At 60.0% G+C, this 12,406-nt stretch carries 12 protein-coding genes; 9 read left to right on the forward strand and 3 right to left on the reverse strand.

Annotated elements, in window-relative coordinates:
• Positions 1-103: 103 nt before the first annotated feature.
• The 3 genes from LPQ25_RS04400 to LPQ25_RS04410 all read right to left on the reverse strand — a co-directional run bounded on the left by LPQ25_RS04400 (position 104) and on the right by LPQ25_RS04410 (position 1,805).
• The gene (locus LPQ25_RS04400; RefSeq protein WP_002915973.1) at positions 104-817 is read right to left on the reverse strand and encodes a TerC family protein; all 714 of its coding nucleotides are present in this window, start codon (positions 815-817) and stop codon (positions 104-106) included.
• A gap of 63 nt (positions 818-880) precedes the next feature.
• Complete coding sequence (gene mutH / locus LPQ25_RS04405) at positions 881-1,576, reverse strand: DNA mismatch repair endonuclease MutH (RefSeq protein ID WP_004143967.1); 696 nt, start codon at positions 1,574-1,576, stop codon at positions 881-883.
• 85 nt (positions 1,577-1,661) lie between these two features.
• Entirely contained in the window at positions 1,662-1,805 is a 144-nt protein-coding gene (locus LPQ25_RS04410) for a hypothetical protein (protein WP_014906973.1), read from the reverse strand.
• Between the two features lie 453 nt (positions 1,806-2,258).
• On the opposite strand from LPQ25_RS04410, the gene rppH reads away from it, so the two are divergent.
• From rppH to recC, 9 genes are all read left to right on the forward strand, one after another.
• Positions 2,259-2,789: an RNA pyrophosphohydrolase gene (rppH, locus tag LPQ25_RS04415; protein WP_002915936.1), complete on the forward strand. Its 531-nt coding sequence runs from the start codon at positions 2,259-2,261 to the stop codon at positions 2,787-2,789.
• Between the two features lie 12 nt (positions 2,790-2,801).
• Positions 2,802-5,048 (forward strand): phosphoenolpyruvate--protein phosphotransferase, encoded by a 2,247-nt coding sequence (gene ptsP / locus LPQ25_RS04420; RefSeq protein WP_002915935.1) that lies wholly within the window; start codon positions 2,802-2,804, stop codon positions 5,046-5,048.
• A 245-nt stretch (positions 5,049-5,293) separates the two neighbouring features.
• Positions 5,294-6,169 carry a prolipoprotein diacylglyceryl transferase gene (lgt, locus tag LPQ25_RS04425; RefSeq protein ID WP_002915934.1) on the forward strand — a complete coding sequence of 292 codons (876 nt, stop codon included), beginning with the start codon at positions 5,294-5,296 and terminating at the stop codon, positions 6,167-6,169.
• 6 nt (positions 6,170-6,175) lie between these two features.
• On the forward strand, positions 6,176-6,970 hold the full coding sequence (gene thyA / locus LPQ25_RS04430) for a thymidylate synthase (protein ID WP_002915933.1): 795 nt from the start codon (positions 6,176-6,178) through the stop codon (positions 6,968-6,970).
• Positions 6,971-7,156: 186 nt separating this feature from the next.
• Positions 7,157-7,708 (forward strand): prepilin peptidase-dependent protein, encoded by a 552-nt coding sequence (locus tag LPQ25_RS04435; protein WP_004889953.1) that lies wholly within the window; start codon positions 7,157-7,159, stop codon positions 7,706-7,708.
• Entirely contained in the window at positions 7,705-8,262 is a 558-nt protein-coding gene (locus tag LPQ25_RS04440; RefSeq protein ID WP_004143963.1) for a prepilin peptidase-dependent protein, read from the forward strand. Before LPQ25_RS04435 ends, LPQ25_RS04440 begins: the two co-directional genes overlap by 4 nt.
• Complete coding sequence (locus tag LPQ25_RS04445; RefSeq protein ID WP_014906977.1) at positions 8,259-8,666, forward strand: DUF2509 family protein; 408 nt, start codon at positions 8,259-8,261, stop codon at positions 8,664-8,666. Before LPQ25_RS04440 ends, LPQ25_RS04445 begins: the two co-directional genes overlap by 4 nt.
• On the forward strand, positions 8,651-8,974 hold the full coding sequence (locus LPQ25_RS04450) for a prepilin-type N-terminal cleavage/methylation domain-containing protein (RefSeq protein ID WP_002915888.1): 324 nt from the start codon (positions 8,651-8,653) through the stop codon (positions 8,972-8,974). Before LPQ25_RS04445 ends, LPQ25_RS04450 begins: the two co-directional genes overlap by 16 nt.
• A gap of 12 nt (positions 8,975-8,986) precedes the next feature.
• Positions 8,987-12,364: an exodeoxyribonuclease V subunit gamma gene (gene recC, locus LPQ25_RS04455; RefSeq protein WP_014906978.1), complete on the forward strand. Its 3,378-nt coding sequence runs from the start codon at positions 8,987-8,989 to the stop codon at positions 12,362-12,364.
• Positions 12,365-12,406: the final 42 nt, after the last annotated feature.

The following is a 12,406-nucleotide window of genomic DNA, read 5'->3' on the forward strand; positions in this document are numbered from 1 at the left end:
CTGCACCCCATACCCGTCTATTAATAGCCTGATTTGTGAGACATAAAAAGCAGTAAAGTCTGAAAAAGGGTTGCAGCCTGTGACCAGGCTGCAATTTTGTGGTTTACAGCGGGTTTTTCTTATTACGCAGCAGGTTAAGGCTCTCCACCGCGATAGAGAAGAACATGGCGAAATAGATGTATCCCTTCGGCACATGGACGTCGAAGCTTTCCAGCATCAGGGTAAAGCCGACGAGGATCAGAAACGACAGCGCCAGCATTTTCACCGAAGGATGACGGTCAACAAAATCGCCGATGGGTCGCGCGGCGAACATCATCACCCCCACCGCGATCACCACTGCCGCCATCATGATGAACAGATGATCCGACAGGCCGACGGCGGTGATCACTGAATCGAGGCTAAAGATGATATCCAGCAGCATGATCTGCACGATGGCGCCGAGGAAGGAGTGGACGTTGGTCTTCAGCCCCTCCTCTTCACCTTCGATAGATTCATGGATCTCTTTACTGGCTTTCCAGATAAGGAATAGCCCGCCGAGCAGCAAGATCAGATCGCGAAACGAGATCTCCTGACCGAAAACGGTAAAGAGCGGGTTGGTAAGCTTAACGACCCAGGCGATTGAGGCCAGCAGCGCCAGACGCATGACCATCGCGCCCATCAAACCGATCCGGCGCGCATGGGCGCGCTGGGCGGTGGGGAGCTTAGCCACGACCAGAGAGAGGAAAATAATATTGTCGATCCCGAGCACGATCTCCAGCAGCGTCAATGTGCCCAGCGCCAGCCAGGCGTTAGGATCGGTTATCCATGCAAATAACATTGTTCAAAGTCCTGCAAAATAGAAAGCAGCAATTATATGCAACCCCCAACGCAGAACAAAAAATTAATCGTGTTGTAACAAGAAATGGCGGGCAAGCAGAGCGGCGGTAAAATTCTTTTTCAGATAGAAACCGCGCGGCAGCGTGAGGATTGTCTCCCCGCGGGCGCCGATGGCTTCGGTCAGCGCCTTGCTGTTGGCGGCTTTCGGTCTTAACTGCAGCACCTCGCCGTGGCGGGCGGTAATGCGCTCGACCTCACCGAGAACAATGAGATCCATCAGCTCTTCCCAGTCCATGCGCAGCTGGCGCTCCTCGTCTTCGTCCGGGCTCCACAGCAGCGGTGCGCCGACGCGCCGCGCCGCCAGCGGGATGGTGCGTTCACCCTCCACCGGGATCCACAGGACGCGCTGCAGCTTATGCCGTACATGGCTGCTCTCCCAGGTGACGCCGCTATTGCCGGTTAACGGGGCGACGCAGACGAAGGTGGTCTCCAGCGGGCGTCCCCGGCTGTCGATGGGGATCGTTTTGAGCTCGACCCCCAGCGCGGCGAAATCCTGCTCGGGTTTACTGCCTGCGCTGGCGCCCAGCCACAGCTCCAGCAGAATGCCCGTCCAGCCTTTATCGCGCTTCAGATCGCGCGGAATGGGGATCCCCGCCAGCGCCGCCAGCTCGCCCAGCGAATAGCCGGCCAGCTGGCGGGCCTGGGCCAGCAGCTGTTCCTGACTTTGCGGCGGTGAGGCGAGCGGAGCGATAGCGGGCATAGGGCAATACCTTTGGTTAAAAAGTGAGCGCTAATTTTGCGCGTTGTGGATAGAGTTTACCGTTTTCTGAGTAACTATACCAATCTCATGATTTATATGACTTTTTAAACTCATCATGCGGCTTATGAAAACGGTGTAAACGGGTTTTCCAGAACTGGTCACTGACAATAAACAGGATCTTACACCATGTTATCCACAGAAAAGTGGGATAACTGGGGAAAAGACTCACTACTGGTTCGATTTACAGCCTTGACGTGCGACGAAAATCGAATTTTTAGAGAAAATCTGCCGGTGGCCTGCGCGTAATCTGTGGATAAAATCGACATTGCTCGATCTTTCATCAGTCGACGGATCGCATGTGTGATGATCGTCACGTTATGCTGAAATGGGTGAAAGGAATATATTCTAACCTTATGAATATTATACTATTATTTTCAGATGCTAGCGATGCGATGTTCGGATTACTCTGGGTTTTCCCGGGTTAATTCCGTACTTCTTCACAACTCTATCCACAGAAAAAGTGAATAAAATCGGCTGTCACGCGCTTTCATTGTTTATAACTCTGGCAATTACTGTGAGTTATTCAAATGTTATCCGTTCTCAGTGTACGAACAGAGTGGTTTACCGTTTCCGGCGAGTGTGAAACAATCATTCACATTGAAGCTTATCTTGAGGTAGTCCGGTGATTGATGACGATGGCTACCGCCCAAATGTCGGTATTGTAATCTGTAATCGTCAGGGCCAGGTGATGTGGGCCCGGCGCTATGGTCAGCACTCGTGGCAGTTCCCGCAAGGGGGCATTAATCCAGGAGAATCCGCAGAGCAGGCGATGTATCGGGAATTGTTTGAAGAGGTCGGGTTAAGCCGTAAAGATGTGCGGATCCTGGCCTCAACCCGTAACTGGCTGCGTTACAAGTTGCCTAAACGTTTGGTGCGTTGGGACACAAAGCCGGTTTGTATCGGCCAGAAACAAAAGTGGTTTCTTTTGCAGTTGATCGGCAATGATGCGGACATCAATATGCAAACCAGCAGTACACCTGAATTTGATGGTTGGCGCTGGGTGAGTTACTGGTACCCGGTTCGCCAGGTGGTGTCGTTTAAGCGCGACGTCTACCGCCGGGTGATGAAAGAGTTCGCCAGCGTGACCATGTCGCTGGCGGAGAGCGCACCTAAGCCGCAAAACGCGCCTGCTTATCGACGTAAAAGAGGTTAAGCCACGCACATTATGCTCACTCGGTTGCGAGAAATAGTCGAGAAGGTCGCGAGCGCGCCGCGTTTAAACGAGGCGCTGGATATTCTGGTGACGGATGTCTGCCAGGCGATGGAGACGGAAGTCTGCTCGGTTTACCTGGCTGACAATGACCGACGCTGCTATTACCTGATGGCCACCCGCGGGTTAAAAAAACCTCGCGGGCGCACCGTTGCGCTGGCGTTCGATGAAGGCCTGGTGGGGCTGGTTGGCCGCCTGGCGGAACCCATCAACCTCGCCGATGCGCAAAAACACCCCAGCTTCAAATATATCCCCGCCGTCAAAGAGGACCGCTTCCGCGCCTTCCTTGGCGTGCCGATCATTCAGCGCCGCCAGCTGCTGGGCGTGCTGGTGGTCCAGCAGCGCGAGCTGCGTCAGTTTGATGAAAGCGAAGAGTCTTTCCTCGTCACCCTCGCCACCCAGATGGCGGCGATCCTCTCCCAGTCCCAGCTGAACGCCCTGTTCGGCCAGTATCGTCAAACGCGCATTCGCGCTCTGCCGGCCTCTTCCGGGGTGGCGATCGCCGAGGGCTGGATGGACGTCAGCCTGCCGCTGATGGAGCAGGTGTATGAAGCCTCGACGCTGGACACCGCCTCGGAACGCGAACGCCTGACCGGTGCGCTGGAAGAGGCGGCCAACGAGTTTCGTCGCTACAGCAAACGCTACGCTGCCGGGGCGCAAAAAGAGACGGCGGCGATCTTCGATCTCTACTCGCACCTGCTCTCTGACGCCCGCCTGCGTCGCGAGCTGTTTGCCGAAGTTGACAAAGGCGCCGTCGCCGAGTGGGCCGTCAAAAAGATCATTGAGAAGTTCGCCGAACAGTTTGCCGCGCTGAGCGACGGCTATTTGAAAGAGCGGGCCGGCGATCTGCGTACCCTGGGCCAGCGTCTGCTGTTCCATCTCGACGACAGTATTCAGGGGCCCAACACCTGGCCGGCGCGCATTATCCTCGTGGCGGACGAGCTGTCGGCCACCACCCTCGCCGAAGTGCCGCAGGATCGCCTGGCCGGCGTGGTGGTGCGCGATGGCGCCGCCAACTCCCATGCCGCTATTATGGTGCGGGCCCTCGGCATCCCAACGGTGATGGGCGCCGATATTCAGCCCTCGCTGCTGCATGGCCATACGCTGATTGTCGATGGCTATCGCGGTGAACTGCTGGTGGATCCTGAACCTGTCCTGTTGCAGGAGTATCAGCGCCTTATCAGCGAAGAGAACGAACTCAGCCGCCTGGCGGAGGACGATCTCCAGCGCGCGTCGGAGCTGAAAAGCGGCGAGCGGGTGAAAGTCATGCTCAACGCCGGCTTAAGCCCGGAGCACGAAGAGAAGCTCGGCAGCTTTGTTGACGGCATTGGCCTCTACCGCACCGAAATTCCCTTTATGCTGCAGAGCGGCTTCCCCTCAGAAGAGGAGCAGGTCGCCCAGTATCAGGGCATGCTGCAGATGTTTAACAGCAAACCGGTGACCCTGCGTACCCTGGACATCGGCGCGGATAAACAGCTGCCGTATATGCCGATCAGCGAAGAGAACCCGTGCCTCGGCTGGCGCGGGATCCGCATCACCCTCGATCAGCCGGAGATCTTTTTGATCCAGGTGCGGGCGATGCTGCGCGCCAACGCCGCCACCGGCAACCTCAGCATTTTGCTGCCGATGGTGACCAGTCTGGAGGAGGTGGATGAGGCCCGTCGGCTGATCGATCGCGCCAGCCGGGAAGTGGAAGAGATGATCGGCTACGCCATCCCACGTCCGCGCCTGGGGGTGATGCTGGAGGTCCCGTCGATGGTCTTTATGCTGCCGCAGCTGGCCAGCCGGATCGATTTTATCTCGGTAGGGACGAACGACCTGACCCAGTACCTGCTGGCCGTCGACCGCAACAATACCCGGGTCGCCAGCATGTATGACAGCCTGCATCCTGCGGTATTGCGTGCGCTGGCGATGATCGCCCATGACGCGGAGCGCTTTGGCATCGATCTGCGCCTGTGCGGCGAGATGGCGGGCGACCCGATGTGCGTGACGATCCTTATCGGCCTCGGTTACCGCCATCTGTCGATGAACGGCCGCTCGGTGGCGAGGGTGAAGTATCTGCTGCGCCGCATTGATATCGAAGAAGCGCAGGAGCTGTCGCGTCGCAGCCTCGATGCGCAGATGACCGCCGAGGTGCGCCATCAGGTGGCGGCCTTTATGGAGCGTCGCGGTCTCGGCGGCCTGATCCGCGGCGGGCGGTAGCGCCAGCCCGGGTGAGGCGTAAGCCGTAACCCGGGGATCCTCTGCTCGCGCCCTCCGGCAAAGTAGGGTACCGCCGGGAAAACGGCATTCTGTTAGCATCCGTATACATATCTTTTACACGTTCGGCGCGGATCGCTCTTGTGGCTTATGCTATGATTCGCCTCCTTCGGCGTGCCCGTTTTGTTCGGGTATGGATCATCACCGCTGTCCACTTTCGGCGGAATAACAAGTCTTTATGGTGACAGATGAATAGTGGCTACCTGCATTTTCCGGAGTTCGATCCGGTCATTTTTTCTCTAGGCCCGGTCTCCCTCCACTGGTACGGTTTGATGTACCTGGTGGGCTTTGTCTTTGCGATGTGGCTGGCCACCCGTCGGGCGAATCGTCCGGGCAGCGGCTGGACGAAAAATGAAGTGGAAAACCTGCTCTACGCGGGCTTCCTCGGCGTCTTCCTGGGCGGTCGTATCGGCTACGTGCTGTTTTACAACCTGCCGGTATTTCTTGCCGATCCGCTGTATCTGTTCCGCGTCTGGGACGGCGGCATGTCGTTCCACGGCGGCCTGATCGGCGTGATCCTGGTGATGATTATCTTCGCCAGACGCACCAAACGCACCTTCTTCCAGGTCTCCGATTTTATCGCGCCGCTGATCCCGTTTGGTCTTGGCGCCGGGCGTCTGGGCAACTTTATCAACGGCGAGCTGTGGGGCCGCGTAGACCCGAGCTTCCACTACACGATGATTTTCCCGGGCTCCCGTGCCGAAGACCTGGCGCTGCTGCCGACGCATCCGGAATGGCAATCGCTGTTCGATACCTACGGCGCGCTGCCGCGTCACGCGTCGCAGCTGTACGAGCTGGCGCTGGAAGGCGTGGTACTGTTCCTGATCCTCAACCTGTTTATCCGTAAACCGCGCCCGACCGGCTCCGTTTCCGGTCTGTTCCTGATTGGCTACGGCCTGTTCCGCATCATCGTGGAATTCTTCCGCCAGCCCGACGCCCAGTTCACCGGCGGCTGGGTGCAGTACATCAGTATGGGGCAGATTCTTTCGATCCCGATGGTGCTTGCGGGTATCATTATGATGGTTTGGGCTTACCGCCACCGTCCGCAGCAACAGAATTCTTGAGGAACCATGAAACAGTATCTTGATTTGATGCAGAAAGTGCTCACCGAGGGCACGCCAAAAAATGACCGCACCGGCACTGGCACGATCTCTATTTTCGGCCATCAGATGCGTTTTAACCTGCAGGAAGGCTTCCCGCTGGTGACCACCAAGCGCTGTCATTTACGCTCCATCATCCATGAACTGCTGTGGTTCCTGCAGGGCGACACCAACATCGCCTATCTGCATGAGAACAACGTCACCATCTGGGACGAGTGGGCGGATGAGAATGGCGACCTGGGGCCGGTCTACGGCAAACAGTGGCGTTCCTGGCCTGCGCCGGACGGCCGCCATATCGACCAGATCAGCACGGTAATGAACCAGCTGAAAAACGACCCGGACTCCCGCCGGATCATCGTCTCGGCATGGAACGTCGGCGAGCTGGATAAAATGGCGCTGGCGCCGTGCCACGCCTTCTTCCAGTTCTACGTCGCCGACGGCAAGCTCTCCTGCCAGCTGTATCAGCGTTCCTGCGATGTGTTCCTCGGCCTGCCGTTCAATATCGCCAGCTACGCGCTGCTGGTGCATATGGTGGCGCAGCAGTGCGATCTGCAGGTCGGTGATTTCGTCTGGACCGGCGGAGACACCCATCTGTACAGCAACCATCTTGAGCAGACCAACCTGCAGCTAAGCCGCGAACCGCGTCCGCTGCCGAAGCTGGTCATCAAACGCAAGCCGGCGTCGATCTTCGACTACCGCTTTGAAGACTTCGAGATTGAAGGTTACGATCCGCACCCGGGTATTAAAGCGCCGGTGGCGATTTAACCCCCCAGCAGAGATGACTAACCGGCGCCCGATGGCGCCGGTTTTTTTATGCCCTTCGCACCACCCGATGGGAGCGCTTTCCGTTACCACCGGGAGAAGGTTGTTTTCACCTGCCCCCCAGGCCACAGGTGGTTGCGGTGGGCGAAGTTGGGTAGACGTTCGCAAAAAAATGTTCTTCTGTCGAGTATGCAAAGCTTTTTTGCGTATCTGGCCGGGAAAGCTATTTTCCGTCGTCGCGCCAGGGCCAATCGCCGCGGCATACTCGACGCCATGAACAGAGAACATGGCTACACCCTGATGGAAACCCTGGTAACGCTGACACTGATGATGATCCTCAGCGTCGGCGGCCTGTACGGCTGGCAGCGCTGGCAGCAGCAGCAACGACTGTGGCAAACCGCCGTCCAGGTGCGGGATTTTCTGCTCTTTCTGCGCGATGACGCCAACGCCTACAACCGGGACCGCGTGCTTCGCGTCGGCCAGGACGAAGTGGGCTGGTGTCTGAGCGCGGATGGGGAGGGGCCTGACTGCGCCTCGGGGACATCCTTCACGCTGCGCCCGCGCTGGCCGGGGATCACGCTGGCTGGCGTTACGCCTGGTCTGGGGTTTTATGGTCTGCGCAGCACCGCCTGGGCGGGGAATCTGCGGCTGCAGAGCGCGGCCGGCAGCTGGAGCATTGTGATCTCACACTGGGGGCGGATTCGTTTATGCCGCAGCGACAGCGCAGGAGGGTGTCAGTGAGCCGCCGCGGATTTTCCCTGGCGGAGGCGCTTATCGCCATGGCCATCGGCTCGCTGCTGCTGATGGGGGCCTGCCGCTTTCTGCCTGCCCTGCAGCGTCATATTCTGCGCCAGGGCGAACAGCTGGCCCTGGAGAACGAGCTGTGGCAGCGTGTGCATGCCGTGGGAAAACATCTGCAGCGCGCCGGGTACTGCCGGGGAGCGTGCGGCGGAGCCGGGCTGGAGCTAGCCGCTGGCGGGGAGTGTCTGATTGTGCGCTGGGATGCGAACAGCAACGGGAGATGGGAAACCTCCCCCGCGGCAGCGGCGGAGAGCACCGGCTTTCGCCTGCGCGACGGCGCGCTGGAGACCCTGCGCGGGGCCAGCGACTGCCGCGGCGGCGGATGGGAGAAAATCACCAACCCGGCCGCCATCGTGGTGACGCGCTTCTCGGTACAACGTCAGGTCACCCCGGGCTTCGCGCCGGAGCTGAGCGTGACGCTGGCGGCGCGCTCCGCGCAACAGACGGGCCTGACGAGCGAGGTTGAGCAGCGGGTGACGGGGTATAACCTGTGATCCGCCAGCGTGGAATGTCGTCGCTGCTGATGGTGCTCCTGTTGCTGACCCTCGGCTGCCTGTTACTCGAGGGGCTTAACCTGCAGCAGCGGGCGCTGCTGGCGCAAACCGCCAGCGAAACGCAAGCGATCCGCGATACGGCGATAGCCCATTCCGCGCTGCAGTGGGGAAAACAGCAGGTCTGGTCGGCGCAGGTGGCACTGGCCTGCCGGGAGCAGGCGCCGCAGGGCTGGCGCGCCTGTCTGCGTATCTTCGGCGACGGTTCACTGGTGCTCAGCAGCGCCAGCGGCGAGGTGCAGGTCTGGCAGTCCGGCGAGGTGCGCGGCGGGCAGGTGCGTTTTTCCGCCCACGGCTGGAGCGATTTTTGCCCGCTCAGGGAGGCGAGCTTATGTCAAATGCCCTGAAGCGTCAGCGGGGGTTTAGCCTGCCGGAGACCGTGCTGGCGATGGCGCTGATGGTGCTGACGGTCACCGCGCTGGGCGGCTATCAGCGCGGAATGGCGCAAGGAATTGTCCAGTTGAACCAGACCCGTCAACTGTGGCGCGACGCGTGGCGCTATAGCCAGCTCTCCGCGCCGCCGTCGCCGGCACGCGGGCAGGTAAGCCGTATGCAGACATCGAGGCAAAGATGTGTCAGCATCACGGTAACGATCAGTAGACCCGTTGCAAAGCGGGTGCAGATGACCCGGCTGCATTGCCCGGTCAGCCAGTAGTCAGGAGCAATTATGTTAAGGGTATACCACTCAAACCGGCTGGATGTTCTCGAGGCGTTGATGGAGTTTATCGTCGAGCGCCAGCGGCTGGATGACCCTTTTCAGGCCGAAATGGTGCTGGTGCAGAGTACCGGCATGGCGCAGTGGCTGCAGATGACTCTGGCCGCGCGCTTCGGGATTGCCGCCAATATCGAGTTCCCGCTGCCGGCGAGCTTTATCTGGGATATGTTCGTGCGCGTCCTGAAAGATATTCCGGGCGAAAGCGCCTTCAGCAAGCAGAGCATGAGCTGGAAGCTGATGACCCTCCTGCCGCAGCACCTGGAGGAAGACGATTTTATCCTGCTGCGCCAGTATCTGAGTGATGACGGCGACAAGCGCAAGCTGTTTCAGCTGGCCGCCCGGGTGGCGGACCTCTATGACCAGTACCTCGTCTATCGCCCGGAGTGGCTGATGCGCTGGGAGGCCGGCCAGCGGGTGGAAGGTCTTGGCGATGCCCAGCAGTGGCAGGCGCCGCTGTGGCAGGCGCTGGTGAGCTACACCGCCGAGCTGGGGCAGCCGCAGTGGCACCGCGCCAATCTCTACCAGCGCTTTATCAGTACCCTGGAAAAAGCGGACGAACCGCCCGCCGGGCTGCCGTCGCGCGTCTTCATCTGCGGGATTTCCGCGCTGCCGCCGGTCTATCTTCAGGCCCTGCAGGCGCTGGGTAAGCATGTCGATGTCTACGTATTGTTTACCAACCCCTGCCGCTACTACTGGGGAGACATTAAGGATCCGGCGTTTCTGGCGAAGCTGCTGTCGCGTCAGCGGCGCCATCACCGCGAGGCGCGCGCGCTACCCCTGTTTCGCGACACCGAGCAGGCGCCGGGGTTGTTTAATGACGCCGGGGAACAGGATGTCGGCAACCCGTTGCTCGCCTCCTGGGGCAAACTGGGGCGCGACTATATCTACCTGCTGGCGGGGCTGGAGCGCTATGAAGAGCTGGACGCTTTTGTCGACATCGCCCCCGATAACCTGTTGCATAACCTGCAGTCGGATATCCTTGAACTACGCAACGCGGCGGTGGCCGGGCAGAGCGCAGAGGCATTCGCCCACAGTCGCGACAAACGTCCGCTGACGCTGGATGACCGCAGTCTGAGCATTCACGTCTGCCACAGTCCGCAGCGCGAAGTGGAGGTTCTGCACGATAGGCTACTGGCGATGCTGGAGGCGGATCCGACGCTCACGCCGCGGGATATCATCGTCATGGTGGCGGATATCGACAGCTACAGCCCCTATATACAGGCGGTGTTTGGCGCCGCCAGCGGCGATCGCTGGCTGCCGTGGGCGATCTCCGACCGTCGCGCCCGAGAGTCGCACCCGGTGCTGCAGGCGTTTATCACGCTGCTCTCGCTGCCGGACAGCCGCTTCGCCAGTGAAGATGTGCTGGCGCTGCTGGACGTCCCGGTGCTGGCGGCGCGCTTTAATATCACGGAAGAAGGGCTGCGCTACCTGCGCCAGTGGGTGAACGAGTCCGGCGTCCGCTGGGGAATGGATGACGACAACGTCCGTGAGCTGGACCTGCCGGCGACCGGGCAGCATACCTGGCGGTTCGGCCTCACCCGCATGCTGTTGGGCTACGCGATGGACAGCCGCGAGGGAGAATGGCAGTCGGTGCTGCCGTATGACGAATCCAGCGGTTTGATCGCCGAGCTGGTGGGCAACCTCGCGTCGCTGCTGATGCAGCTTAATCTGTGGCGACGCGGCCTGGCCCCGCAGCGGCCGCTGGCGGAGTGGCTGCCGGTCTGTCGCGATCTGCTGAATGACTTTTTCCTGCCGGACAGCGAGACCGAAGCGGCGCTGGCGCTGATTGAGCAGCAGTGGCTGGCGGTTATTGATAGCGGTCTGGAGGCGCAGTATGGCGAGCAGGTGCCGCTGACGCTGCTGCGCGATGAGCTGGCCCAGCGCCTCGATCAGCAGCGGATCAGCCAGCGCTTTCTTGCCGGCCCGGTCAATATCTGTACCCTGATGCCGATGCGTTCGATCCCCTTTAAGGTGGTGTGCCTGCTGGGGATGAATGACGGGGTTTATCCGCGCACGCTACCGCCGCTGGGCTTTGATTTAATGAGCCAGAAGCCGCAGCGCGGCGACCGCAGCCGGCGCGATGATGACCGCTATCTGTTCCTCGAGGCGCTGATGTCCGCCGAGCAGACGCTGTATATCAGCTATATCGGCCGTTCGATACAGGACAACAGCGAGCGTTTTCCTTCGGTGCTGGTGCAGGAGCTGGTGGATTATATCGGCCAGAGCCACTGTCTCGCCGGTGACGAAGAGCTTGACTGCGACGCCAGCGAAGCGCGGGTTAAAGCCCACATCACCCATCTGCATACGCGCATGCCGTTCGACGTTGCCAATTTCCAGGAAGACGAGAACAAGAGCTACGCTCGTGAATGGCTGGCGGCCGCCGGCCAGCAGGGAGAGGCGCATAGCGATTTTATACAGCCGCTCACCGCACCGCCGATTGACAGCCTGCCGTTCGATCAGCTCCTGCGCTTCTGGCAGCACCCGGTACGCGCGTTCTTTCAGCAGCGTTTGCGGGTCAATTTCCGCGCCGAAGAGGACGATATTCCAGACGACGAGCCGTTCACTCTTGAAGGGCTGAGCCGTTATCAACTGAATCAGCAACTGCTCAATACGCTTATTGAGGAGCAGGACGTCTCGGCTATGTTCCGCCGCTTTCGCGCCGCCGGCGAGTTGCCGTATGGCGCCTTTGGCGAGCTGGTCTGGGAGACGCAGCGCCTGGAGATGCAGGCGCTGGCCGAGCGGGTGATGGCCGAGCGCCAGCAGGCGCAGAGCATGGAGATCGATCTGCAGTGCGGCGGCCTGAACCTGACCGGCTGGCTGCAGCAGGTGCAGCCGGACGGTCTGCTGCGCTGGCGGCCTTCGCTGCTGAGCGTCTCCCAGGGGATGCAACTTTGGCTGGAACACCTTGTCTACTGCGCCAGCGGCGGCACCGGCGAGAGCCGGCTGTTTGTGCGGAAAGAGGGAGAGTGGCGCTTTCCGGCGCTGGCGCCCGCCGAGGCGCAGGCGTACCTTAACGAGCTGGTGGATGGCTATTTGCTGGGGATGTCGCAGCCGCTGCTGCTGCTGCCGGAAAGCGGTGGCGCCTGGCTGAAAGCCTGTTACGACGCCGAAAAGGATGTCATCTTAATGGACGAAGAGACGCAGCAGAAAGCGCGGAGCAAATTCCTGCAGACCTACGAAGGGAACATGGTGGTCAGCGGGGAGGGCGCCGATATCTGGTATCAACGCCTGTGGCGTTCGCTGGAGCCGGCGCATTACGAAGAAATCATTGCCCAGACGCAGCGTTATCTGTTACCGCTATATCGTTACCATCGGTCCACACAAATTTAAATAGTATAAAAATTGCGCAGTGAATGGCGGTTCATTTAATAT

Origin of the sequence: Klebsiella sp. KPN54798 (genome assembly GCF_021184225.1) — a bacterium.
Lineage (GTDB): Bacteria > Pseudomonadota > Gammaproteobacteria > Enterobacterales > Enterobacteriaceae > Klebsiella > Klebsiella pneumoniae.

Excerpts from the sequence above, each read along its gene's own strand:
- LPQ25_RS04450 (WP_002915888.1), top strand. The coding sequence starts at position 8,651 with ATGTCAAATGCCCTGAAGCGTCAGCGGGGGTTTAGCCTGCCGGAGACC.
- mutH (WP_004143967.1), bottom strand. The coding sequence starts at position 1,576 with ATGCCCGCTATCGCTCCGCTCGCCTCACCGCCGCAAAGTCAGGAACAG.
- LPQ25_RS04400 (WP_002915973.1), bottom strand. The coding sequence starts at position 817 with ATGTTATTTGCATGGATAACCGATCCTAACGCCTGGCTGGCGCTGGGC.
- recC (WP_014906978.1), top strand. The coding sequence starts at position 8,987 with ATGTTAAGGGTATACCACTCAAACCGGCTGGATGTTCTCGAGGCGTTG.
- ptsP (WP_002915935.1), top strand. The coding sequence starts at position 2,802 with ATGCTCACTCGGTTGCGAGAAATAGTCGAGAAGGTCGCGAGCGCGCCG.
- lgt (WP_002915934.1), top strand. The coding sequence starts at position 5,294 with ATGAATAGTGGCTACCTGCATTTTCCGGAGTTCGATCCGGTCATTTTT.
- thyA (WP_002915933.1), top strand. The coding sequence starts at position 6,176 with ATGAAACAGTATCTTGATTTGATGCAGAAAGTGCTCACCGAGGGCACG.
- LPQ25_RS04435 (WP_004889953.1), top strand. The coding sequence starts at position 7,157 with ATGCAAAGCTTTTTTGCGTATCTGGCCGGGAAAGCTATTTTCCGTCGT.